Source organism: Paraoerskovia marina (assembly GCF_900105445.1).
Classification (GTDB): domain Bacteria; phylum Actinomycetota; class Actinomycetes; order Actinomycetales; family Cellulomonadaceae; genus Paraoerskovia; species Paraoerskovia marina.
Window position 1 is genome coordinate 550,282 of record NZ_LT629776.1, and the last position, 24,556, is coordinate 574,837.

20 protein-coding genes and 1 riboswitch are annotated in these 24,556 nt (G+C 72.0%); of the genes, 11 read left to right on the plus strand and 9 right to left on the minus strand.

Annotated features, from left to right (window positions below; genetic code table 11):
• Window positions 1–50: 50 nt before the first annotated feature.
• A complete protein-coding gene (locus BLU20_RS02520) occupies window positions 51–1,436 on the plus strand; it encodes a flavin monoamine oxidase family protein (RefSeq protein WP_083371466.1) in 1,386 nt (461 codons plus the stop codon).
• A 46-nt stretch (window positions 1,437–1,482) separates the two neighbouring features.
• On the opposite strand, the gene BLU20_RS02525 is transcribed toward BLU20_RS02520, so the two are convergent.
• The 4 genes from BLU20_RS02525 to BLU20_RS02540 all read right to left on the minus strand — a co-directional run bounded on the left by BLU20_RS02525 (window position 1,483) and on the right by BLU20_RS02540 (window position 5,473).
• A complete protein-coding gene (locus BLU20_RS02525) occupies window positions 1,483–2,889 on the minus strand; it encodes a glycoside hydrolase family 6 protein (protein ID WP_083371467.1) in 1,407 nt (468 codons plus the stop codon).
• 137 nt (window positions 2,890–3,026) lie between these two features.
• Window positions 3,027–3,683, minus strand: coding sequence for a maleylpyruvate isomerase family mycothiol-dependent enzyme (locus tag BLU20_RS02530; RefSeq protein WP_083371468.1), 657 nt, complete (start codon window positions 3,681–3,683; stop codon window positions 3,027–3,029).
• Between the two features lie 91 nt (window positions 3,684–3,774).
• Window positions 3,775–5,106, minus strand: coding sequence for an MFS transporter (locus BLU20_RS02535; protein ID WP_083371469.1), 1,332 nt, complete (start codon window positions 5,104–5,106; stop codon window positions 3,775–3,777).
• A gap of 106 nt (window positions 5,107–5,212) precedes the next feature.
• Entirely contained in the window at window positions 5,213–5,473 is a 261-nt protein-coding gene (locus BLU20_RS02540) for a GlsB/YeaQ/YmgE family stress response membrane protein (protein WP_083371470.1), read from the minus strand.
• Between the two features lie 164 nt (window positions 5,474–5,637).
• On the opposite strand from BLU20_RS02540, the gene BLU20_RS02545 reads away from it, so the two are divergent.
• The gene (locus tag BLU20_RS02545) at window positions 5,638–5,976 is read left to right on the plus strand and encodes a hypothetical protein (RefSeq protein ID WP_083371471.1); all 339 of its coding nucleotides are present in this window, start codon (window positions 5,638–5,640) and stop codon (window positions 5,974–5,976) included.
• Between the two features lie 60 nt (window positions 5,977–6,036).
• Here BLU20_RS02545 and metE read toward each other — a convergent pair whose 3' ends face one another.
• From metE to BLU20_RS02560, 3 genes are all read right to left on the minus strand, one after another.
• Complete coding sequence (gene metE / locus BLU20_RS02550; protein ID WP_083371472.1) at window positions 6,037–8,493, minus strand: 5-methyltetrahydropteroyltriglutamate--homocysteine S-methyltransferase; 2,457 nt, start codon at window positions 8,491–8,493, stop codon at window positions 6,037–6,039.
• Window positions 8,490–9,509: a methylenetetrahydrofolate reductase gene (locus tag BLU20_RS02555; RefSeq protein WP_052367235.1), complete on the minus strand. Its 1,020-nt coding sequence runs from the start codon at window positions 9,507–9,509 to the stop codon at window positions 8,490–8,492. The genes metE and BLU20_RS02555 overlap by 4 nt, the downstream gene beginning before the upstream one ends.
• 23 nt (window positions 9,510–9,532) lie before the next feature.
• A riboswitch (SAM riboswitch) is annotated at window positions 9,533–9,637 on the minus strand.
• 72 nt (window positions 9,638–9,709) lie between these two features.
• On the minus strand, window positions 9,710–10,723 hold the full coding sequence (locus BLU20_RS02560; protein ID WP_029254009.1) for a LacI family DNA-binding transcriptional regulator: 1,014 nt from the start codon (window positions 10,721–10,723) through the stop codon (window positions 9,710–9,712).
• Between the two features lie 123 nt (window positions 10,724–10,846).
• On the opposite strand from BLU20_RS02560, the gene BLU20_RS02565 reads away from it, so the two are divergent.
• From BLU20_RS02565 to BLU20_RS02600, 9 genes are all read left to right on the plus strand, one after another.
• Window positions 10,847–12,892 (plus strand): beta-galactosidase, encoded by a 2,046-nt coding sequence (locus BLU20_RS02565; protein ID WP_083371473.1) that lies wholly within the window; start codon window positions 10,847–10,849, stop codon window positions 12,890–12,892.
• Complete coding sequence (locus tag BLU20_RS02570) at window positions 12,889–13,821, plus strand: carbohydrate ABC transporter permease (protein WP_083371474.1); 933 nt, start codon at window positions 12,889–12,891, stop codon at window positions 13,819–13,821. The genes BLU20_RS02565 and BLU20_RS02570 overlap by 4 nt, the downstream gene beginning before the upstream one ends.
• On the plus strand, window positions 13,818–14,711 hold the full coding sequence (locus BLU20_RS02575; protein WP_331713068.1) for a carbohydrate ABC transporter permease: 894 nt from the start codon (window positions 13,818–13,820) through the stop codon (window positions 14,709–14,711). Before BLU20_RS02570 ends, BLU20_RS02575 begins: the two co-directional genes overlap by 4 nt.
• Window positions 14,712–14,774: 63 nt before the next feature.
• Window positions 14,775–16,118, plus strand: coding sequence for an ABC transporter substrate-binding protein (locus tag BLU20_RS02580; protein WP_083372880.1), 1,344 nt, complete (start codon window positions 14,775–14,777; stop codon window positions 16,116–16,118).
• A 10-nt stretch (window positions 16,119–16,128) separates the two neighbouring features.
• Window positions 16,129–18,240 (plus strand): alpha-galactosidase, encoded by a 2,112-nt coding sequence (locus tag BLU20_RS02585; protein WP_083371475.1) that lies wholly within the window; start codon window positions 16,129–16,131, stop codon window positions 18,238–18,240.
• A 22-nt stretch (window positions 18,241–18,262) separates the two neighbouring features.
• Window positions 18,263–18,907 (plus strand): lysophospholipid acyltransferase family protein, encoded by a 645-nt coding sequence (locus BLU20_RS02590; protein WP_029253999.1) that lies wholly within the window; start codon window positions 18,263–18,265, stop codon window positions 18,905–18,907.
• Window positions 18,908–19,075: 168 nt separating this feature from the next.
• Window positions 19,076–20,686: an amidohydrolase gene (locus BLU20_RS02595; protein WP_172828986.1), complete on the plus strand. Its 1,611-nt coding sequence runs from the start codon at window positions 19,076–19,078 to the stop codon at window positions 20,684–20,686.
• A 93-nt stretch (window positions 20,687–20,779) separates the two neighbouring features.
• Window positions 20,780–21,412 carry a hypothetical protein gene (locus BLU20_RS14110; protein WP_231959267.1) on the plus strand — a complete coding sequence of 211 codons (633 nt, stop codon included), beginning with the start codon at window positions 20,780–20,782 and terminating at the stop codon, window positions 21,410–21,412.
• A gap of 47 nt (window positions 21,413–21,459) precedes the next feature.
• Window positions 21,460–22,539 carry an App1 family protein gene (locus BLU20_RS02600; protein WP_231959268.1) on the plus strand — a complete coding sequence of 360 codons (1,080 nt, stop codon included), beginning with the start codon at window positions 21,460–21,462 and terminating at the stop codon, window positions 22,537–22,539.
• Window positions 22,540–22,542: 3 nt separating this feature from the next.
• Here BLU20_RS02600 and BLU20_RS02605 read toward each other — a convergent pair whose 3' ends face one another.
• Window positions 22,543–22,878: a TraR/DksA family transcriptional regulator gene (locus tag BLU20_RS02605; protein WP_083372881.1), complete on the minus strand. Its 336-nt coding sequence runs from the start codon at window positions 22,876–22,878 to the stop codon at window positions 22,543–22,545.
• Window positions 22,878–24,512, minus strand: a complete 1,635-nt coding sequence (locus BLU20_RS02610; RefSeq protein ID WP_083371478.1) for an L-serine ammonia-lyase — start codon at window positions 24,510–24,512, stop codon at window positions 22,878–22,880. Before BLU20_RS02610 ends, BLU20_RS02605 begins: the two co-directional genes overlap by 1 nt.
• Window positions 24,513–24,556 lie beyond the last annotated feature (44 nt).

Sequence of the window (24,556 nt, forward strand, 5' to 3'; positions counted from 1 at the left end):
ATGTAGCCCGTGTGACCGCGCTCACCGAAACTGGTCATAGGGTACGTCTCATGCAGCACGACATCGTGGTCGTCGGAGCCGGGGTCTCGGGCCTCGTCACGGCAGACCGACTCACCACCCAGGGGTACGACGTCGTCGTCCTCGAGGCCCGCGACCGCGTGGGCGGCCGCACCCACACCGTCCCGGTGCCCGACCACCCGGAGTACCGGATCGACGTCGGCGGCCAGTGGGTGGGGCCCGACCAGCGGGCGCTGCTCGCCGAGCTCGACCGGTTCGGCCTCACCACCCACGATCAGGACGACGGTCGCGACGCTCTCGTCAGCCTGCGCGGGAGTCTGCGCCGGTACCGCGGCGACACCCCCAAGATCGGTGCCGTGGCGCTCGCCGACGTCGGGCAGGCGCTGTGGCGCTTCGACCGGTTGTGCGCACGGGTCGACCTCGACGCACCCTGGGCGACGCCCGACGCCGTCCGCCTCGACGCTCAGACGTTCGAGACCTGGATCCGTCGGAACCTGCGGACCTCGCAGGGCCGAGACTTCTTCCGCATCGGGTGCGAGGCTGTCTTCGCGACGACGTCCGCGAACCTCTCACTGCTCCATGCGCTCTTCTACAGCCGCTCCGGCACGTCGTTCTCGCACCTGCTGACGACGGGCGGCGGCGCGCAGCACGCCGTGGTCGACGGCGGGATGGCCCAGCTCGCCGAGCACCTGGCCGCGGGTCTCGGCGACCGCGTGCGTCTGTCGTCGCCGGTGACGGCGGTGGAGCACGGTCCGGGCGGTGTCGTCGTCCGGACGGGGGCGGACGTCGTGCGAGCACGCCGGACGGTGGTGACCGTCCCGCCGGCGCTGGTCGCGGGCATCGCGTTCGCACCGCCGCTCCCGCCCGTCCGCGACGCCGTGCAGCGCCGCATGCCGCACGGCAGCGTGATCAAGTGCCACGCCGTCTACCCGACGCCGTTCTGGCGCGAGGACGGGTTGAGCGGCGAGGCGGCCGGCGACACCGGCCCGGTGAAGGTGGTCTTCGACGCCACGCCCCCGGCCCGCTCGGGCGCCGGGCCGGACGACGCGTCGCCCCCGGGGATCCTCGTGGCCTTCATCGAGGGTGCGGACGCCCTCGAGGCGGCGGCGTGGACGCTCGAGCAGCGGAAGAACGCCGTCGTGCGCGTGCTCGCCGGGTACGTGGGCGACCGTGCGCTGTCCCCGACGTCGTTCAACGAGCAGGACTGGACGGCCGAGGAGTGGACGCGCGGCTGCTACGGAGCACACCTGCCGCCCGGGGCCTGGACGCAGGTGGGACGGGCGCTGCGAGAGCCGGTCGGCGTCGTGCACTGGGCCGGCACAGAGACGGCTACCCGGTGGTGCGGGTACATCGACGGCGCGATCAGCTCGGGCGAGCGGGCGGCCCGGGAGGTCGCGGCGCTGCTTCCCGAGGCCTGATCCCGCGCGAGGGCCCGGCCCCTCGACGGGCCGGGCCCCACGTCTTCTACCAGGAGGCGTTGCGGGCGAGCTCGAGCGCCATCGACTGCCACCAGGCGCCGGCCGACGGCCCGCCGTTGCAGGTGCCGTCGGACTCGCCGGGGAGCTTGACCCACAGCAGGGCGTCGAGGTTCGTCGAGTCGTCGACCAGGCTGGGCCTGTCGCCCAGGGCGCGGCCGCTCGGGTTGCACCACTGCCCGTTGGAGCCGTTGCCGTTGCGTGACGTGTCGATGACGTAGCCGGCACCGCCCGTGAGCGCCGAGACCTGCTCGGCCCAGGCCTGGCTGTCGGCCGTCGTCTGGTAGTTCGAGGTGTTCACCGCGAACCCGACGGCGTCGTCGAGGCCGACCTGCAGCAGCCGGTCCGCCGCGGTGGCCGGGGTCAGCCAGCCGGAGTGCCCGGCATCGATGTAGACGTGCGCACCGGCGTCGGTCAGCGACGACGCGGCGTAGGCGAGGTACCCGACCCGGTCGCCCTGGCCGTCGCAGTCGCCGAGCTGGGCGAGCGCGTCGGGCTCGAGGACGACGAGGGGGTTGCCCTGAATGCCGGCAGCCATCGTGTCGATCCAGTCGGCGTACTCCGACTCGGCGACGCCGCCGCCGGAGTAGGAGCCGCAGTCACGCCCCGGGATCGCGTAGATCACGAGCTGCGGGACCTGCCCGGCGGCGACCGCACGCCCCGTGTAGTCCTGCACCTCGGCCTGCGCGTGCTCCGGGTCGTCCCAGTTGCCGACCCAGTACGCCTGGGGCGTGAGCGCGATCTTGGCGAGCAGCGCCTTGTCGTCCCCGCTCGCGGCGCTCCAGGCCGCGTACGCCTGGTTGCCGGTGTCGACGTAGAGGTCGCCGTCCGCTGCCGGCGGGTCCGTGGTCTCCGTCGGTGTGGGTGTGGGCGTCGTCTCGGTCGGGGTGGGTGTCGGCGTGGTGGTCGTCGGTGTCGGCGTGGGGTCGGTGCCCGTCGAGCATGCGGCCCCGTTCAACGTGACCGCGGTGGGGGTTGCGGTGCTGCCGTCGCCGGACCCGTTGAACCCGAACGAGAGCGTGCCTCCCGTCCCGACGGCCCCGTTCCAGGGCAGGCTCGCGACGTGGACGGTGTTCCCGCTCTGGCTGACCGTCCCGTTCCAGAGCTGCGTCACCTGCTGGTCGCCCGAGAACTCCCAGGTGACCTCCCAGGACGTCACAGGGTCTCCGGGGCTGGTCACGGAGACGTTGGTGCCGAACCCGCCGTTCCACTGGTTGTTGACGTCGAAGTCGGCCTCGCACGTGCCGGCGGCCGCCGCGGGGTCCGCGTCGAGGGTGACCGCGGCGAGCGTCGTCGTCCCGGCGAGCGCGAGCAGCGCCGTCGCTGCGACGAGGGCGACGCCGTGGCGCGCCCTGGGTGGCTGCGCGTCGGGCAGGATCGTGGGGGAGCGGTGCATGGGTACCTCCGGATCAGGCGCGGCGACGACGGCGGCCTCGGTGTCGCCGTCGCGGGGCCGGGGCCCGACCGCGCTGCTGCGGTGATCACAGCACGGCACGAGCGCGCCGACGAGGGCCCTACACGTTTAGGCCCGGGTCAGGCGTTGCGGGCCGCCGACCGCTCGACCGCCCGACGGAGGTCCGGCACGCCCGGCCCCCCGAGCTCGTCCAGGTACACGGCGCGCCCGGCGAGGGCCATCACGAGGGCAAGGGTGGACCCTGTCACGCTCGGCCCGGTGCCGGCCGTGAACGGTCCGTCGTCGGCCGTGAGGCGCAGGCCGTCGGCGTGCGTCCGGCTGGGCACCGTGAAGTTGTTGGCCGCGTAGAACTCCGCGACGGGCGTCAGTGCCTCGACGGCGGGCTCGGTGGCGATCCCCAGCGGACGGCGGATGTCCTGGGCGTGGACCAGCACCTCGCCGAGGTACGCGGCGGTGTGGGAGGACGGTGCGACGGTGCTGGTCACGACGGCGCGGAAGCGGTCCAGCGTCTGATCGGGCGTGGGCCCGCGCTGCTCGCGGAGACGGCGCTGGTTGTGGACCGCGGGCCGGAACCCGGCGGCGACGATGCTGCGGACCCACCGTCCGGGGGTCACGGTCGCGGCCGCGGTGAGGTGGGCGACGACGTCCTCGACGTCCCAGGTGCCGCAGAGCGTCGGGCGGGCCCAGTCGGCCGGTTCCAGCGTCTCCAGGTCGTCGGCGAGACGGAGCCGCTCGGTGCGGACCGTCGACCAGAGCTCAGCACGGACGTGGGGCATGCCAGCTCCTCGGGGACGTCGGGTGGTGCGGCCTCGGACCGTCCTCAGCGTAGCGGCGGCCTCTCACCTCGACGCGGTGAAGGGCGGGCGGTCAGCGCCGCGACGCCGCCGGGTCGTCGGCCGCCGGCGGGCTCGTCCGCGGGGCGTCGTCGTGGTCAGCCGGCCCGGCCGTCGTATCGTCGGCCGACTCCCGTCGCAGCGGGGCGACCTGCCCGGCCAGCAGGATGCTGAGGAGAAGGGCGATCGCGATCGACCCCAGTGCGTACCGGCCACCGATCGTCTCGACGAGCAGCCCGAGGACCGGGGGCGCCGCCAGCTGCGCCATCGAGCTGAACGAGGTCACCACCGAGACCCGGGCGGCGGCGCGCGTCGGCTCGTCCGAGGCCGCCGCGATCGAGATCGGGACGCCGAGCGCGGCCCCGAACCCCCAGAAGACGATCCCGACCCATGCGAGCGGAAGGCTCGGCGCGAACGCGAAGAGCATCAGCCCCGCCAGCGACGCGATGCCGGAGGTGCGCAGCACGGTCACGCGGCCGTAGCGGTCGATCACCCGGGCGCCGAGGATCCGGAACACCGTCATCGAGACGATGAACGTCCCGTAGGCCAGCGACCCCACGGCCTCGCGCTCGTCGAACCCGTCGACGACCGCGATCGACAGCCAGTTGCCCGCGGAACCCTCCGAGAGCGACCCCGCGAGGACGACGAGCCCGATGAGGACGGTCCGCGGCTCGGCCCACGCGGCGAGCGCCGTCCGCAGGGCGACGCCCCCGCGCGGGCGGGGTGCTCCGTCGTCGGACGCCGAGTGCCTCAGGGGCGGCGGCTGCAGCGCGGAGGCGGCGGGGATCAGGAGGAACCGTGCCAACGCGACGACGAGGCTGATCACGGTGATGTGCACGGCGGCGGACACGTGCGCGGCGGAGAACGCGGCGCCGGCGAGCGTCCCGAGCGCGGCACCGATGGAGAAGGCCGCGTGGAAGTGGGGGAGGATCGCGCGGCCCACGTGCTGCTCGATCACGGCGGCGTTGAGGTTGATCGGGATGTTGGTGCCTGCCCCGCACATGCCGTTGATCAGGGCCCCGACGACGAACAGCCGCGCGTCGCCCGCGGCCGCGGCGGCAGCGATCAGCCCGAATCCCACGAGGTTCCCGGCGGTCGCGACGAGCATCACGGCGCGACTGCCGAACCGGGTCACGATGGTTCCCGTCACGAGCACCGCGGCGAGCGCCCCGACGGCACCGAAGATCAGCAGGGCCCCGAGCTCGGCGGACCCGATGCCGAGGTCGACGCGCAGCGACGGCAGGCGGGTCAGCCAGCTGGAGAACAGCATCCCCATCAGCGTGAACAGTGCCAGCAGGGAGTAGCGGGCGCGCGTCACGACGGCTGCGGGCGCAGCGGTGTCGTCGACAGGCAGGGAGGGGGGCATGTGCCTAGTCTATCGAATCGTTTCGAGCCAGTGGTCCGCCCGCACGACGACGGCCCGCACCCTCCGTGAGGGAGGGGGCGGGCCGGAGCAGTCGGATCAGGTCAGATCAGCGCTTCTTGCCCATCACGGCACCGTAGATCGCGAGGACGATCACCGAGCCGCCGATGGCGAGGAGCCAGGTCTGGATGGAGAAGAAGTCCTCCAGCGGAGCGTCGAAGAGGACGCTGCCGAGCCAGCCACCCAGGAGGGCGCCGACGATACCGAGGAGGATGGTGATGATGATGCTGCTCGTCTGCTTACCCGGGAGAATCCAGCGCGCAATGAGTCCTGCAAGAAGACCGAGGACGATAAAGGCGATCCAGCCCATTGTGTGCTCCTTCGTTCAGGTATCGGAGGATTTCTCCGGCCAGTGATGAACAGTGGCAGTGCTCCGGACAACTCGCACGGCGAACGGGGTGTGACGCGCGTCGCGCGGGTCTCGACGGGCTCGACCGCCGCGCTGATCGAGCCTGTCGAGATCGAGACCGCCGCGTGGATCTCGACGGGCTCGACCGCCGCCGCGTCTCGACGGGCTCGACCGCCGCGCTGATCGAGCCTGTCGAGATCGAGAACGCGGTAACCTACCCGTGTCGGTGGAGCGCCGACGGAAAGAGCACGGAGGAGATCATGGACCGCACCGAATCGACCGAGCACCAGAGCATGGGGCGCTACGTCAGCTTCGTCCTGGCCTTCGTGGCCTTCCTCGCGAGCCTCTTCCTCATGGGCACGGCCTTCAGCTACGACGGTGTGACCGCGTTCAGCATGTTCGCAGGTGCCCTGATCCTCGGCACGCTGGCGTTCGCCATTCCGATGCGCGAGCACCGCAACTGATCTGACACGACGAATCCCCGGGGCCGACGACGGCCTCGGGGATTCGTGCGTCTGCGCCGGTCAGAGGAGTCCGCGGACCGCCTTCGCCGCGCCGACGAGGTTCTCCAGCGACGGCACCGTCTCGGCGTACCGACGCGTCTTGAGGCCGCAGTCCGGGTTCACCCACACCAGGCGCGGGTCGATGGACTTGGTCGCGAGGTGCAGCAGCTCGGTCGCCTCGTCCACCGACGGTACGCGCGGGCTGTGGATGTCGTAGACGCCCGGGCCGATGCCGCGGGAGTACCCGGCGTCGGCCAGCTCCGGCACGATCTCCATGCGCGAGCGCGCCGCCTCGACGGAGGTCACGTCGGCGTCCAGGCCGTCGATCGCGCCGATGACCTCGCCGAACTCCGAGTAGCACAGGTGCGTGTGCACCTGGGTCTCGGTGCGGACCCCGGCCGTGGCGAGGCGGAACGAGCCGACCGACCAGTCGAGGTACGCGGGCTGGTCCGCGCGGCGCAGCGGCAGGAGCTCGCGCAGTGCGGGCTCGTCGACCTGGATGACGCCGATGCCAGCCGCCTCGAGGTCGGTCAGCTCGTCGCGGAGCGCCAGGCCCACCTGGTTGGCGGTGTCGCCGAGCGGCTGGTCGTCGCGGACGAACGACCACGCGAGGATCGTCACGGGCCCGGTGAGCATGCCCTTGACGGGCTTGTCCGTCAGCGAGGCGGCGAACGTCGACCAGTCCACCGTCATCGGCGCAGGCCGGACGACGTCGCCCCACAGGATCGGCGGGCGCACGCAGCGCGACCCGTAGGACTGGACCCAGCCGTTGGCGGTCGTCGCGAAGCCGTCCAGCAGCTCCGCGAAGTACTGGACCATGTCGTTGCGCTCGGGCTCGCCGTGCACCAGCACGTCCAGGCCGATCTGCTCCTGGAGCTCGACGACGCGGCGGACCTCGTCCTGCATCGCCGCCGTGTACTCCGCCTCCGGCAGCGTGCCCTTGGCGTACTGGGCGCGGGCCCGGCGGATCTCCGGGGTCTGCGGGAACGAGCCGATGGTGGTGGTCGGCAGCAGCGGGAGCCCGAGGGCCTGTGCCTGCGCCTCGGCGCGCTCCGTGGCGTCCCCGCGGGTGAAGTCGGCCGCGGTCAGCCCCGCCGCGCGGTCACGGACTGTCGGCACGACGACGCCCGCGGCGCTCTCGCGGGAGGCGACGGCGGCGCCGGACGCGGCCAGGGCGTCGGCGACCGCGTCACGCCCGTCGCGCAGGCCCGTGGCCAGCGTGGTGACCTCGGCGACCTTCTGGTCGGCGAACGCGAGCCACTCGCGCAGCTGCGGGTGCAGCTTGCGGCGTGCGGCGCCGGGGGTGGAGTCGTCGCCCCACTGCTCGTCGTCCGCGTCGTGCGGGACGTGCAGCAGCGACGTCGAGGTGCCGACGGTGACGCCGCCCGCCCCGAGCGCCGCGACCTGCTCGGCGAGGTCGAGCTTCGCCGCGAGGTCGACGCGCCAGATGTTGTGGCCGTCGACGATACCCGCGACGACGGTCTTGCCCTCAAGACCCGCCACGGGGCCCGTGGGGACCGCGCCGCGCACGAGATCGAGCGAGACGGCCTCGACGTCGGTCGCCGCGAGCAGCGCCAGCGCGTCGGCGTCCCCGCCGCGCAGGTCGCCGAAGGGCGTGCCGACGAGGATCCGCGGGCGGACGTCCTCCTCCGTCTCGACAGGCTCGACGGGCGATGCGCTGGTCGAGTCGGTCGCGCTGGTCGAGCCTGTCGAGACCTCGACCGGCGAGAGCTCCGTCGCCAGCGCGCGGTACGCCGTCGTGACGGCCTCGTGCACGCGCTCGACGGGGACGTCGAGGGTGTCGGTCACGAGGATCGGCTCGTCGAGCTGGACCCACGGCACGCCGACGGAGCCGAGCGCACGCAGCAGGTCGGCGTACGCGGCGACGACGTCGTCCAGGCGGTCGAGGGGCGTGAAGCCCTCGCCGGCGTCGTCGGCCGCCTTCGCCAGGGCGAGGAACGTGACGGGGCCGACCAGGACCGGGCGGGTCGTGACCCCGGCCTCCTTCGCCTCGGCGTACTCGCGGACGATCCGGTGGTCGGCGAACGAGATCGACGTGGTCTCGCTGATCTCGGGCACGAGGTAGTGGTAGTTGGTGTCGAACCACTTGGTCATCTCGAGCGGGGCGTCCTCGCCGCGACCGCGGGCCACGGTGAAGTAGCCGGCGAGGTCGAGGGAGCCGTCGTCGGGGTCGATGAGGTCGCGGAACCGCTCGGGGACCGCACCCAGCAGCGCGACGACGTCGAGCACCTGGTCGTAGTAGGAGAACGACCCGGGGACCGACCCGTCGTCCGGGTTCAGTCCGAGGGAGACGAGGCGGCGCACGGTGTCGCGGCGGAGCGTGCCCGCGGCGACCTCGAGGTCGAGCGTGTCGGCGTCGCCCGCCCAGAAGGCCTCCACGGCCTTCTTGAGCTCGCGACGTCGTCCGATGCGGGGGTAACCGAGGACGGTCCCTCCGGGAAATGCTGTGCTGGTCATGGTGCGAGTCCTTCCGTGAGGGTGGTGGATTCGCCGGAGACCCACGGCCCGCTGGCCAGGTCCGCGGGTGCGGGGCTGGTCGCCCGCGCACCCCCGCCGTCGAGGTGGACACCCTCGAGCAGGTCGAGTGCGGCTTCGTGCTTGTTGAAGGTGTAGACGTGGATGCCGGGCGCGCCCGCGGCGAGGACCGCGCGGGCGAGCTCGACGGAGCGTCGGACGCCGAGGGCGTGGCGCGCGGCGTCGTCGTCCGCCGCGGCCTCGAGCTCGGCGACGATCGAGGTGGGCGCCGGGACGCCGGTGAGCTCCTCGACACGACGCAGGCGGCGCGGCTCGGTCATCGGCAGGATCCCCGCGAGGATCGGGATGGTGACGCCCGCTGCCCGGGCCTCCTCGACGAACTCGATGTACGACGAGGCCTCGTAGAACAGCTGGGTGATGGCGAAGTCCGCGCCGGCCTGCTGCTTCTCCAGCAGGCGGGCGACCTCCTGGGTGCGGGTGGTGCCCGCGTCCCGGTTGCCGTCGGGGAACGTGGCGACGCAGATCGTCAGCGGCCGGGCTGCCCCGCGCAGCGCGGTCGAGACGTCCGCCGCGCACCGCCGTGCCTCGACGCGGCGCAGGAGCGCCACCAGCTCGACGGCCGACGACGGCCCACCCTCCGCCGGAACCCAGTCCGGGTTGTTGACGGGCGGGTCGCCCCGCAGGGCGAGGAAGCTGCGGACGCCCTCGTCGAGGAAGTCCTCGATGACGGACTCCGTGTCCTCGAGCGACGCGCCGACGCAGGTCAGGTGCGCGATCGGGAGGACGGGGGTGCCCGCCAGGAGCTTCCCGACGACGTTCCGTGCGGTCGAGCGGTCGTTGCCCGCCGCGCCGTAGGTCACCGAGACGAAGTCGGGGCGGGCCGCGACGAGGCGGCGCGCCGTCTCCCAGAACTTGGGGGCGGCGTCGGGGTTGCGCGGGGGCATCAGCTCGAACGAGATCGTCGGGCGGGCCGGGGCTGCGCCGATCGTCACGGTCATACGAGTGCCTCAGACATGCGTGGTCTCCATCGGACCTGGCGTTAGCACCTGTACCCCTCGGGAGGCTTCCGTCGGGCAGGTTGCTGCGGTGTCGACGAGCCAGGACTCTCGACCGCTCTGGATGGGTTGCTGGGACGAGCCTACGAGCCGCCCGCATGGTGGGCCAAGCGCTGTCCGTTGGGCGAGACGACGTGACGTGCTCAGGCGGAGGCGCGCCAGACCACGGTCGTCGGGAGCGTCACGTTCGCAGCGGCCTCGGGGCTGCGCAGCTGGTCCAGGACGAGTCGCGCGGCCGCGTGTCCGATGTCGTGGGCAGGTTGCGCCACCGTGGAGAGCTTCGGGGTGCAGCGCTGGGCCCAGTCGCTGTCGTCGAACCCGACGATCCCGACGTCCTCGGGGATGCGGCGCCCGTGCGCGCGCAGCGTCTCGATCGCGCCCGCGGCCACGGCGTCGGACGCCGCGAACACCCCGTCGACCGACGGGTCGCGCCGCAGCAGCTCAGCCATGCCGCGGACGCCCGACGTGTACGAGTACAGGGGGTCCGTCACGACGAGGGACTCGTCGAACCGCTCGCCGAGCGCCTCGGTGAACCCGGCGAGCCGGTCGGCGCCCGAGTCCCGGTCGAGCGCGCTCGCGAGCATTCCCACGCGCCTGCGCCCGGTCGCGACGAGCCGTTCGGTGATCTCGCGTGCGGCGGCGTGGTTGTCGATCGCGACGTGGGGGAGGGAGCCGCCGCCCTCCGGCTGGCCGATGACGGCGGCGGGCAGGGCGATCTTCTCCACGGCCTCCGCGACGGCGTCGTGCGTCCGGGCGGAGACGAGGACCACGCCGTCCACGAACCCGCCGCGGAGGTAGGTCGAGACACGCTCGGCGTCGCTGTCCGACGCGACGACGAGGACGACGAGCTGGTAGCCGGCGTCGGCGAGGGCGTCGTTGGTGCCGAGCATGATCGACCCGATGTTCGGGTCGCCGAGGAACAGCTGGTGGGGCTCGTGGACGACGAACCCGACCGCCATCGAGCGCTGGGTCACGAGGTTGCGTGCCGCATTGTTGCGGACGTACCCGACCGCCTCGATCGCCGCCTCGATCCGCGCCGCCGCGTCCGCGGAGACGTACCCCGTCCCGTTCAGGAACCGGGAGACGGTTCCGCGTGAGACTCCTGCTCGGGCGACGACGTCGTGGACCGTCGCACGTTGCCGCGGGGGAGGGGTCATGAGCGCAGGCTATCTCCGAACTGGTCGTGTGTGCACGTGTACACATCGCCGGAAGTCGTGTAGCGTGCTCGATTGTGTGCACGTGCACACACTGATTTTCGACGACGAGAACCAGGAGTCAACGTGGACGACCCCGCAGCACAGGGCCGCGGTCTGCCGCTGCCGCACCGCGGCATCGCCTTTGGCGGGGACTACAACCCCGAGCAGTGGACGCGCGAGACGTGGGCCGAGGACGTGCGCCTCATGAACGAGGCCGGTGTCGACCTCGTCGCCATCAACATCTTCGGCTGGGCGGAGATCGAGCGCACCCCCGGGAACTACGACTTCGGTCGCCTCGACGAGGTCATGGACCTCCTGGCCGCCCACGACATCTCCGTGAACCTCGGCACGGGAACGTCCTCGCCGCCGCCGTGGCTCACCACCGCGCACCCGGAGGTTCTTCCCGTGACGCGCGACGGGGTCACCGTCAGCCCCGGCGGTCGCCAGGCGTGGTGCCCCAGCTCGCCGGTCGTCCGCGAGCACGCGCTGAACCTGGTCCGGGCGGTGGCCGAGCGGTACGCGGAGCACCCCGCGCTCGTGCTCTGGCACGTCTCGAACGAGCTCGGGTGCCACAACGCCCTCTGCTTCTGCGACGAGTCCGCCCGCGCGTTCCGCCGGTGGCTCGCCGACCGCTACGGGAGCGTCGACGCGCTTAACGACGCGTGGGGCACGGCCTTCTGGAGCCAGCGCTACGGGTCGTTCGACGAGGTCCTCCCGCCGCGCGTGACGGCCTCGTCGGGCAACCCGACGCAGGAGCTCGACTACCGGCGCTTCAGCTCGGACGAGCTGCTGGCCTGGTACGACGCCGAGGCCGAGGTCCTGCGGGAGCTGTCGGTCGCGCCGGTCACGACGAACTTCATGGCCACCGCGCACATCCGCACCCAGGACTACTGGTCGTGGGCGGGCCACGTCGACGTGGTCGCCAACGACCACTACGTCGACCACCGCCTGGCGGACCCTGCCGGTGAGGTCGCGTTCGCCGCGGACCTCACGCGCGGTCTGGCACGGGGCAACCCGTGGATGCTGATGGAGACGTCGACGGGTGCCGTCAACTGGCAGCCCCGGAACATCGCCAAGGTTCCCGGAGAGCTGGAACGGACCGTCCTGACGCACGTCTCGCGCGGTGCGGACGCGGTGTGCTTCTTCCAGTGGCGTGCCTCCCGCGCCGGGTCCGAGCGCTTCCACTCGGCACTCCTGCCCCACGCGGGGACCGACTCGCAGCAGTGGCGCACGACGACGCGGCTCGGGGCCCTGCTCGACGCGCTCGACGAGGTCGCCGGCAGCACGGTCGTCGCGGAGGCGGCGCTGGTCTTCGACTGGCAGGCCTGGTGGGCGTGCGACGGCGAGGGGCATCCGACGGCCGACGTGCGGTACCTCGACGAGGTCCACGCGCTGCACGGCGCCCTGCGCCGCGCCGGTGTGACGGTCGACGTCGTCCCCCCGGGCGCCGTGCTCGACGACTACCGGCTCGTCGTCGTGCCGACGCTCTACGCCGTCGACGACGAGGCAGCCCGCTCGCTGGAGGGCTACGTGGGCCGGGGCGGGCACGTGCTGGTCACGTACTCCTCGGGGCTGGTCGACGAGAACGACCACGTCCGGCTCGGCGGGTACCCCGGCGCGTTCCGTGAGCTCCTGGGGGTGCGATCGGACGAGGTCTTCCCGCTCGAGGCCGAGCAGATCGTCACCCTCGACGACGGCAGTCACGGATCGGTGTGGACGGAACGGCTTGAGGCGCGGGGTGCGCGGGTGGTGGCGAGCTACGTCGACGGTCCGTTGCCCGGGACGCCGGCGCTGACCCGGCACGAGTTCGGACACGGCGTGTCCTGGTATCTCGCGACCCGGCTGGACGAGGCGGGGCGCGACGCCCTGATCGCGCGGATCCTCGCCGACGCCGACGTCCGGCCCGTCCTGCGCGACGCTCCCGCCTCGGTCGACGCCGTCCGACGCCGCGGGTCGGCCGACTACGTCTTCGTGATGAACCACGGCGACGAGCCGTACGTCGCGGACGTCCCGGGCCGCGAGCTCACCACCGACACCCTCGACGACTCCCACGTGGTCCCGGCGGGCGGCGTCGCCGTCGTCCGGCAGGAGACCCACGGGCGTCGACCCACCCAGGAGGAGGACGCATGAGTACCACGACGAGCGCGGCGACGGACTTCCCGCGCACGGGGCGCGCGGCACCGGCACGCCGGACGCGGGGGCACCACCGCGGTGCGATCGCGATCTTCGTCGTCCCCTTCGGGATCCTGTTCTCGCTCTTCTACCTGCTGCCGATCGGGTACGCCGTCTACCGATCGTTCCAGACCGTGGAGCGCGAGGGGACGTTCGGGCCCGCCACGGAGGTGTTCGGCGGCCTCGTCCAGTACGAGCAGGTGTTCGCGTCGGACGCCTTCTGGGCCTCGATCGGCCGGGTGCTGCTCTTCGGCGCCGTCCAGGTGCCCGTGATGCTGGGGCTCGCGCTCGTGTTCGCGCTGCTGCTCGACTCGCCGCTGATCCGGGGGAAGAAGTTCTACCGGCTCGCGTTCTTCGCGCCCTACGCGGTGCCGGGCGTGATCGCGGCGATCATGTGGGGCTTCCTCTACTCGCCGAGCCTGTCGCCGTTCAGCGTCCTGACCTCGAACGTGGACCTCCTCGGCAGCGGTCTCGTGCTCTGGTCCATCGCCAACGTCGTCACCTGGGTCTACGCCGGCTACAACATGCTGATCATCTACTCGGCGCTGCAGTCGATCCCCGGTGAGATCTACGAGGCCGCGCGGATCGACGGGGCCAGTCAGCTCCGCATCGCCTGGTCGGTCAAGATCCCGCTGGTCGTCCCGGCGCTGGTGCTGACGGGGGTGTTCTCCATCATCGGGACGCTCCAGCTGCTGACCGAGCCGCAGGTGTTCCGGACGTTCACGACCTCGATCAGCTCGACCTTCACGCCGAACCTCGTGGTCTACACCACCTCGACGGTGCCGAACTTCAACCTCGCCGCCGCCTTCTCCGTCGTGCTGGCGCTGCTGACGTTCGTGCTCTCGTTCGTGTTCCTTCGCCTGACTCAGAGGAAGGCCTTCCAGTGAGCTTCTTGACCCGCACCGCCGGCTACGGGCCCCCGGCAGCACGCCAGGTCCGCGAGCGCCCCATGTCCCGCCTCGTCGCGTTCGTCATCATGGCGGCGTTCTCCCTGTACTTCCTCGTCCCGATCTGGTGGCTTTTCGTGGCGTCGACGAAGTCGCGCGGCCAGTTCGCGTCGTCGGACGGGCTCTGGTTCGCCGACTGGCACCTGTGGGACAACCTCACGTTCCTGTTTACCTACGACGGCGGGGTGTACCTGCGCTGGCTGGGCAACGCCGTCGTCTACGCGGGGGTGGGGGCTGTCCTCGGGACGCTGCTGGCCTCGATGTGCGGGTACGCCCTGGCGAAGTACGCGTTCCGCGGTCGCGACGCCGTGTTCAACGTGATCCTGGGCGGTGTCCTGGTCCCGGTGACGGCCCTCGCGCTGCCGCTCTTCCTGATCTTCAGCGCCGTGGACCAGACGAACACGTACTGGTCGGTGTTCCTGCCGAGCCTGGTGAGCCCGTTCGGCGTCTACCTGGCGCGGATCTACGCGGCGGCGAGCGTGCCGGCCGAGCTGCTGGAGGCCGCGCGCCTCGACGGCTCGGGCGAGGTGCGGACGTTCTTCACGCTGTCGGTCCGCCTGATGGCGCCCGCCCTCGTGACGATCTTCCTGTTCCAGTTCGTCACCATCTGGAACAACTTCTTCCTGCCCCTGGTGATGCTCTCCAACGACAAGCTCTACCCCGTCACCCTCGGGCTGTACGCCTGGAACTCGCAGACGAACGCGGTTCCCGAGCTCCGCACGGCCGTGATCGTCGGAGCCTTCGTGGCGATCGTCCCCCTGATCCTCGCGTTCCTGGGGCTGCAGCGCTTCTGGCGCGGCGGTCTCGCCGCAGGCGGCGTCAAGGCATAGCCCGATCGCCACAGCACCACCCGTCTACCTTCCAACCAGCAAACACGTTCAAGGAGGAACATGATGAAAAAGTCACTGTGGGTCCGGACCGGCGCCACCGTGCTGGCCGGGACGATGGTCCTGGCCGCGTGCTCGAGCGGCTCCGACGAGTCGTCCAGCACCGAGGGCGGGGCCGAGGCGTCGGCCTGCGAGCCCTCGGAGGGGCCCGTCGAGCTGGAGTACACGGGGTGGGTCCCCGGCATGGAGGACGCCATCGCGCTGTGGAACGACGCCAACCCTGACATCCAGGTCACGTACAACACCGGCCCGGCCGGCAACGCGGGCACGTACCAGGACTTCTTCAACCAGCTCGAGGCGGGCAACGCCCCGGACCTCGGCCAGATCGAGTTCGACACCCTGCCCAACTTCCGTGTGCAGGACGGGCTGACCAACATCGCCGACTGCGAGGGCGTCATGGACGCGGGCGACGAGTTCGTGGACTGGACGTGGCAGCAGGTCACGTTCGGCGAGGACGACGCCGTGTACGCGATCCCGCAGGACACCGGCCCGATGGCGATGTTCTACCGCAAGGACCTCTTCGAGAAGGCCGGGATCGACGTCCCGACCACCTGGGACGAGTACGCGCAGGCGGCGCAGCAGATTCGTGACGAGGGCGCCTACATCACGCACTTCCCGCGCACGGACGTCAACTGGTTCGCCGGGCTCGTCTGGCAGGCGGGCGGGCAGTGGTTCGCCAACGACGGCGACGCGTGGACCGTCGACCTCACCGGTCCCGAGTCGACCAAGGTCGCCGACTACTGGCAGGGCCTGATCGACGACGGTCTCGTCAAGGACACCGCCGGGTTCTCGGACGAGTGGAACAACGAGCTCAACACCGGTGAGCTGTGGACGTGGGTCAGCGCGGTCTGGGGCAGCAACTCGATCTCCTCCGGGGCACCCGACACGTCCGGCAACTGGGGTGTCGTCCAGATGCCGCAGTGGGAGGACGGCGCGAACGCGGCCGGGAACTGGGGCGGGTCCTCCGTCGCGGTCCTCAAGGGCAGCGAGCACCCGTACGAGGCCGCGCAGTTCGCACTGTGGCTGAACACCTCCGAGGAGTCGCTGACGGCACTCAACAAGGGTGGCGGCCTGTACCCGGCCACCACCGCCGGCCTCGAGCTGCCCGCGCTCAAGGAGGGCCTGGACTTCTACGGCGGAGAGGCGATCTTCGACGTCTTCGCCGAGGCCGCAGCCGCGACCGACCCGAACTTCGTGTGGGGGCCGACGATGGCGCAGACCTACAACGACGTCGCTGACGGTTTCGGGTCCGCTCTCGGTGGTCAGGGCACACTGCTCGACGCCCTCGGCGCCGGGCAGGAGGCCACGGTCTCGACGCTCGAGTCGCAGTCCATCCCCGTCGCGGAGTGATGATTCTCCGGTGACGATCCACCACCTCCGTGCCGCGGGCACCAGCCTCGTGCTGGACGCCCGCGGCACGGCCGTCCCCGCCGTCGTGCACTGGGGCCGCGACCTCGGCCCGACGAGCGCCGCCGACCTCGAGACGCTCGCCGACGCCCAGGTCCCGGCGGTCCCCCCGAGCTCGGTCGACGTGCCGCTGCGGTCCCGCCTGGTGCCGCTGCCCGCGGACGGCTGGTCCGGGCGTCCTGGCCTGCGGGGCTGGCGTCCCGACGGCGAGCGTGCCGCGGCCTACGTGGGCCTGCAGCACCGCGGGAGCCGGAGCGATGTCGCCGGTTCCGTCACGGTCCACCTCGGCGACGACGCGGCCGGCCTCGAGGTCGAGGTCACCCTCACGCTCGGCCTGTCCGGCGTCCTGGAGAGCCGCACCCGCGTGACCAACGTCGGGACGTCGTCGTACGTCCTCGACGGGGTGGTGGCGACCCTCCCGCTCCCGGCACGGGCCGGCGAGATCCTGGATCTCAGCGGGCGGTGGTCGGGCGAACGACGTCCGCAGCGGGTCCCGGTCCGCGACGGAGCCTGGACGCGGGAGACCCGGCACGGCCGTCCGGGGCACGACGCACCCACGGTGACGGTCGTCGGCGTGCCGGGGTTCTCGTTCCGGGCGGGCGAGGTTTGGGCCGTCCACCACGCCTGGAGCGGGGACACGAGCGTGCACGTCGAGCACCAGCCGACGGGGCACACCGTGGTCGGCGCCGGTGAGCTCTGGGGGCCGGGCGAGGTCGTGCTCGCGCCCGGGGAGTCCTACGACTCGCCGCGCACGCTCGCCGCCTGGTCGGACAACGGGATGGACGGCACCTCCGAGTGCTTCCACGCGTGGACCCGGTCCCGCCCCCGTCGGACGTCGCGGCCGCGGCCCGTCACGCTCAACACCTGGGAGGCCGTCTACTTCGACCACGACCTGGCCCGGCTCACGGCGCTCGCCGACGTCGCGGCCGACGTCGGGGTGGAACGGTTCGTGCTCGACGACGGCTGGTTCCGCGGCCGGGTGGACGACACCCGGGCGCTCGGTGACTGGCAGGTCGACCCCGACCGGTGGCCCGACGGGCTCGGACCCCTCGTCGAGCACGTCCGTGCGCGCGGCATGGGGTTCGGCCTCTGGGTCGAGCCCGAGATGGTGAACCTGGACTCCGACCTCGCACGCGCGCACCCCGAGTGGGTCCTGCAGGGCGCCGCGCACCGCGAGCCTCTCGCGTGGCGTCACCAGCACGTGCTCGACCTCGCCCAGCCCGGCGCGTACGCGACCGTCCGGGACGCGATGGTCGCACTGCTGGAGACCTACCCCGTCGAGTACCTCAAGTGGGACCAGAACCGGGACGTGCTCGACGGACCGAGCAGGCCGCAGGTCCTGGCCACCCGGCGCCTCATGGACGAGCTCACCGACCGGTTCCCCGGCCTGGAGATCGAGTCCTGCTCCTCGGGCGGAGCACGCGTCGACCTCGATGTCCTCGACCGCACCGACCGGGTCTGGGCCTCCGACACCAACGACCCGCTCGAGCGGCAGGCCGTGCAGCGCTGGACCGGGCTGCTCGTCCCGCCCGAGCTCGTCGGCACCCACGTCGGCGACGCCCGCGCGCACACCACCGGGCGCTCGCAGTCTCTGGGCTTCCGGCTGCTGACCGCCGTCTTCGGGCACAGCGGCATCGAGGCCGACATCACCGCACTGAGCGAGGACGACCGACGCGCCCTGCGGCGCTGGACCGCCCTCGTGCGCGACCTGCGGCCCCTCGTCGCCACCGGGGTGACGGTGCGCGCCGACCGCACCGAGGAGTCCTGGGTGCACGGGATCGTCGCGCCCGACCGGACCGAGGCGATCTACGCCGTCGTCAGCCGGACCGCGTCGGTGGACGCGATGCCGGCACCGGCCTGCCTGCCCGGGCTCGACCCCGGACGGCGGTACCGCGTCGAGCGCGTCGACCTCGGCCCTGTCGCGCTCGCCGTCCAGGACGCGCCGCCGCCGTGGTGGGACCAGGGAGCGGTCGAGCTGGCCGGCGCGGTGCTGGAGTCCGTCGGGCTGCCCCTGCCCTGCCTCGCGCCCGAGCAGGGCGTGCTGCTGCGCGTGCGGCGAGTGTGAAGATCCGGTGCACAATAGTTGAATGACCTATCGCGTCCTCAAGCTGATCCTGTCGCTGCTTGCGTACGTGTTTCTCCGTCCAGAGGTCACCGGGCGCGGCAACATCCCGCGCAGCGGGCCCGTCATCCTCGCCAGCAACCACCTGTCGTTCATCGACTCGCTGATCATCCCGATCGTCGCGCCGCGGCACGTCACGTTCCTCGCCAAGGCGGAGTACTTCGAGGGTACGGGGGTCAAGGGGCGGATCTCCCGCTGGTTCTTCACCACGCTCGGGCACATCCCGGTCCAGCGCGACGACCCGCGGGCGGGGCAGCGGTCCCTGCAGGACGCGCTCGACGTCCTCAACCGTGGTGGCGCCTTCGGGATCTACCCCGAGGGAACACGCTCGCGCGACGGCAAGCTCCACAAGGGGCACACCGGCGTCGCGTGGTTGGCCCTGGCGGGCCACGCCCCGATCATCCCGGTCGCCGTCACGGGGACGGACAAGGTGCAGCCCCCGGGCAAGCGACTGCCACGGATCCATCGGGTTCAGGTCTCGTTCGGCAAGCCCATCGGCCCGACCAAGCAGCTGCCGGTCGGCACCCGTCCGGCGCAGGCGCGGAGAGAGCTCACGGACGAGGTCATGACGTCGATCGGTGCGATGAGCGGCCAGGAGCGTTCTGCTTGACCATATGCGAGTAAAGCAGAGGAATTGTGTTGGGAGCGTAGGAGCATTGTCGGAGTCGGTCGTTCGCCAGGCGCGCACGACCGTCCGGATCTAGCCTCGAAGGTGGTCGGTGATCTCCCTCACGGGGCGATGGCCGCTTCGACTACTCCTAACCTTGTGAGGCACAGCATGGGCGCACCAGAACTCATTCTCATCAACGCATCCGTGGTCACGGTCGACGACGCCGGGAGCACGGCCGAGGCCGTCGCCGTCGCCGACGGGAAGATCGTCGCCGTCGGGACCACCGACGAGATCCGCGCGTTGGCCGACGAGAGCACCGAGGTCCTGGACCTCGCCGGCAAGACCGTCGTCCCAGGCTTCATCGACCCGCACAGCCACATCACGGCCGGTGCCCCCTACATCAAGCACGCCGCCCTGCACACGCCGCCCGTCGGCGACACCCGCACGGTGCAGGACATCCTGCGCAAGCTCGGCGAGGCACGTGACCGCAACAACGCTCAGCCGGGCGACTGGATCCTCGGGTGGGGCTACTACCCGGACGAGATGGACGACGGCGGCAAGATCACCGCGGCCATCATCGACGAGGAGTTCTCCGACTACCGGGTCGCGCTCATCCATATCTCGAACCACGGCGCGGTCGTCAACGGCAAGGTCCTCGAGCTCCTCGAGTACACCGCCGAGACGCCCGACCCCGACGGCGGCACGATCATCCGCACCGAGGGCTCGCAGGACCCGTCGGGCGAGATCTGGGAGCAGGCGTTCTTCCCGCTGATGTTCCAGCTCCCGCCGGCCGGCGAGGAGGAGCTCCGGGCCATGGCCGCCGAGTACGCCCGCTGGGGCTACACGGTCGCGCAGGACGGTGCCGCGGACATGAGCGCCGTGAACCTGGTCCGCGAGAGCGCGACAGCCAACCCGCTGCCGATCGACGTGAAGTCCCTCGTGTTCTTCCCGGACCTGCAGAAGGCGATCGACGCGAAGATCATCGGCACGGAGGTCGGCGGGCACTCGGTCCACGGCACCAAGCTGATCCTCGACGGCTCGCCGCAGGGCCGGACGGCGAACGTCACCGAGGAGTACGTCACCGGCGGCCCCAGCGGAGAGACCCACTGGCACGGCATCGCCGTCATCGACCAGGACGAGACCAACTCCCTCGTCGAGCTCGCGTACCGCAACGGCGTCCAGGTCTTCGCGCACTGCAACGGCGACGCCTCGGTCGACCAGCTCCTCACGGCCCACCGCGCGGCGGTGGAGGCGGGGGCCGAGGCCCCGGGCCGCACCGTGCCGATCCACTCGCAGGTGATGCGTCTCGACCAGCTCGACGACTACGTCGCCGAGGACTTCGAGCCGTCGATGTTCACCATCCACACCTGGATCTTCGGCGACACGCACGTGAAGAACTTCGGCGAGGAGCGGGCCTTCGGGATCTCCCCGATGCGGTCGGCGATCGACAAGGGTCTGCACCCGACCAACCACTCGGACTTCCCGGTCACCCCGATGAACCCGCTCCAGCTGATGTGGACCGCCGTCGTGCGCCGCTCCACGGGCGGGACCGTCATCGGCGAGGCGCAGCGCATCACGCCGCTCGAGGCGCTGCAGGCGCTGACGATCAATGCCGCGTACGAATACCGCGAGGAGGCCGTGCGCGGGTCGATCGAGATCGGCAAGAAGGCCGACTTCGCCGTCCTCGACGCCAACCCGATCGAGGCGGACGCGGACGCGATCAAGGACATCGCGGTCGTGCGCACCATCAAGGACGGTCGCACGGTCTTCGAGGCCTGATCCCACCCGAGGGCGGGGCAGGCCGGATCTCCGGCCCGCCCCGCCCTTCCGCCATCTCGGGTGCGGTGGGCCGGAGGCTCGTAGCCTGACGGGATGAACGCACGTCCGATCGAGCAGACCACCGGCGACGACGCCGTCCTGGCCGCCACGGGTCGCCGTCGCGCGCAGTGGTTCGAGATCCTCGACGCCGCCGGTGCGCGGGAGATGCAGCACCCGGCCATCGCGGCGCTCCTCGTCGAGTCGCACGACGTCGACGGGTGGTGGGCACAGTCGGTCACGGTCGCCTACGAGCAGGCGCGCGGTCTGCGTCGCCCCGGGCAGCGCGCGGACGGCACGTACGAGGTGAACGCCTCGCGGACCATCGCCGCGAGCCGCGCGGAGGTCTTCGCGTTCGCGTCCGACGACGTCGCGCGCGCCCTCTGGCTCGACGCCGCCCTCGGGAAGATCGCCCGGGGTGACGACCCCGTCGAGATCGAGGTGGTGGGGGCGACGGCACCCAGCTCCGTGCGCTGGCGATGGCCGACGACCGCCGTCGGCGGCGGAGACGGACGGGGCCGCGTGATCCTCGGGCTGAGCGACGCCCCGGACCGCGCCGACGGGACTCCGAGCGGCAAGGTGCGGGCCGCCGTCCAGCACACGCGCATCGAGGACCCGGACGACGTGCCCGCCCTGAAGGAGTTCTGGAAGGCACGCCTGCACGCCCTCCGGCGCCTCGTCGAGGGCTGACCGTCCGCACGACGGCGAACGTCACCGTCGTGTGGCACCGTGGCCCCGTGCCCAGCCACCGACCTGACGCCACCCACCCCGCGGACCACTCGCCGTCGACGTCCCGCCGCCCGCACCTCGCCGCCCGGCTCGAGGACCGCTATCACCGCGTGCTGTCGCGCCTGCTCCGCTCACGGGACTGGCGGCCGGCCGTCCTGCCGTACACCGGGTACGGCTCGGCGGGCACGACGTCGCAGCCGGGCTCGGTCCGCGTCATGGCCCGGGTGCTGCTCACCCGGCCGCGCCGCGAGGCCGGCAGGCCCGCGGGCGAGCGCCGCGGGTACCGCAGCTTCTTCTCCGCCCCGGCGCCGGGGGAGCGCGTCGACGTGCAGATCGCCGGACGGTCCGTCGCCCTGCACGCCGACCGTGGCGGCTACCTGCACGCCACCGTCGACGCCCAGCTCGAGCCCGGTCGGCACGAGGTCACCTACCGGGTGGCGACCGGGGAGTGCGTCACGGGCGACGTCGTCGTCGTGGCCCCCGGCGACCGGCTCGGCGTCGTCAGCGACATCGACGACACCGTGCTCGTCACCGCACTGCCGCGACCCCTCGTGGCGGCCTGGAACACGTTCGCCCGGCACCCGAGCGCCCGGCACACCGTGCCCGGCATGGCCGACCTCTACCGCGGGATCCAGGCCGCCCACCCCGACGCCCCGTTCGTCTACCTCTCGACCGGCGCGTGGAACACCGCGGCCACGCTGCGTCGGTTCCTCCAGACGCACGGCTTCCCGGCCGGACCGCTGCTCCTCACGGACTGGGGCCCGACCAACACGGGCTGGTTCCGCAGCGGCCCCGAGCACAAGAACGCCGAGCTCGACCGCCTGGTGCAGGAGTTCCCCGACGTCCGCTGGCTCCTGATCGGCGACGACGGGCAGCACGACCCCGAGATCTACGCCCGCGCGGCCCGGCTGTACCCGGATCACATCGCAGGGATCGCGATCCGCGAGCTCACCCCCGGGCAGCAGCTCCTGGCGCACGGCACCCCGACGGCCCTGCGTCAGACCCATGCCGAGGTCGTCTCCGCCCCGGACGGGCGAGGACTCGCCGTGAAGCTGGCCGCCTACCTCCGTCCGGCGCCACCGGACTGAGCCTCAGGCGCAGTCGATGCAGCGGCGCGCCGTGGGACGGGCCTCGAGGCGTGCGGGCGCGATCTCCCGCCCGCACACCTCGCAGACGCCGTAGGTGCCGGCGTCGAGCCGCGCGATCGCCGCGTCGATCTCGGCGAGATCCGTGTCCGCCTGCGAGGCTAGCGCTGCGGTCTGCGCCCGCTCGAACGCGATCGTCGAACCCTCAGGGTCGTGCTCGTCGTCGGCGTTCGAGGTCCGCGACGCCTCCACCATGCCGTGGACGTCGCCGCGCAGGCGCTCGCCCCGGAGCAGCGTCGTCGCGCGCAGCTCCAGGAGCCGGGCGCGGGCAGAGTCGTTCATCAGCACTCGATGACGTTGACCGCGAGACCGCCCTCGGACGTCTCCTTGTACTTGCTCGACATGTCGAGCCCGGTCTGGCGCATCGTCTCGATGACCGTGTCGAGCGAGACCACGTGCGACCCGTCCCCCTGCAGCGCCATCCGCGCCGCCGAGACCGCCGTGCACGCCGCGATCGCGTTGCGCTCGATGCACGGTACCTGCACGAGCCCGCCGACCGGGTCGCACGTCAGCCCCAGGTTGTGCTCCATCGCGATCTCCGCGGCGTTCTCCACCTGCGCGGGCGTGCCGCCGAGCAGGGCGCAGATCGCGCCGGCCGCCATCGAGCAGGCTGAGCCCACCTCGCCCTGGCAGCCCGCCTCGGCGCCGGAGATCGAGGCGTTGCGCTTGTAGAGCGCGCCGATCGCGGCAGCGGTCAGCAGGTACGTCCGCATCGTCCGACGGCGCTCCGCGGCCGTGGCTTCGTCGTCGCCCTGGAGCTCGGGGTGGGTGCGCAGGTAGTGCCGCCCCACGGCCGGGATGATGCCGGCGGCACCGTTGGTCGGCGCCGTGACGACGCGCTGGCCCGAGGCGTTCTCCTCGTTGACCGCCATCGCATAGGCCTGCAGCCACTCGATCGTGGTCTCGGCGCCCGCGGCGTCCATCACCTCGAGCTTCTCGCGCTGAGACCGCGCACGACGGCGGACCTTCATCCGGCCGGGCAGCGTCCCGTGCCGCTCGAGACCGTGGTCGACGCAGTCCGACATCGTCTGCCAGATGTCGTCCAGGGCCGCGGTCACCTCGGCCTCGGGGCGGAGCGCCGTCTCGTTGGCCCAGGCGACCTCGGCGATCGAGAGGCCGGTCCGGTCGGCGGCGGCGAGCAGCTGGGCGGCGTTGAGGACGGGGTAGGGGACAGGCTCGACCGGCTCGACCGGCGTGGGGACGGTCGTTTTGTTCGTCGAGCCTGCCGAGACGGTCGTTTTGTTCGTCGAGCCTGTCGAGACGGTCTCGACGGACTCGACCGGCGCAGGCTCGACCGGCGCAGGCTCGACGGCCTCGGCGGCACGCTGCCGTTTCTCGGCCTCCTCTGCTTGGGCGAGCTCCTCCTCGCTGAGCACGAACCCGCCGCCGATCGAGTAGTAGACCCGCTCGACGACGACGTCGCCCGCGTCGTCGGTGGCCGTGAACCGCATGCCGTTGGGGTGCCCGGGCAGGCGCGTCAGCGGCGCGAGCCGGACGTCGGCGGTCGCGACGGTGATGACGAGCGGTTCCTCGTCGAGATCCTCGCCTTCGTCCTCGCCCGCGGCGTCTGCGTCGAGCCCCCGACCGATCACGACCGGGCTGCCGTCGCCGAGCTTCTCCCACCCGTCGGGGATCGCGTCGGGGTCGCAGGTCTCGGCGATCTGACCTCGCAGGCCCGCGACGACGGCGTCGGGGGTGCCGTGGCCGATACCGGTGGCGCCGAGCGACCCGCACAGCACCACGGAGAGGTGCGTCGGGGCGCCGGTCCCGCCGCCGGCGGGACCGCGCCCGTCGCGGGCGCTCCGCTGGAGCTCTCCGGCGAAGTGCGCGGCGGCACGCATGGGGCCGACGGTGTGCGAGCTCGACGGCCCGATGCCGATCGAGAAGAGGTCGAGAGCGCTGACGTAGGCGGACATGCCTCTATCGTCGCACCTCGTCTCACCTGCTGGACGCCAGCGCG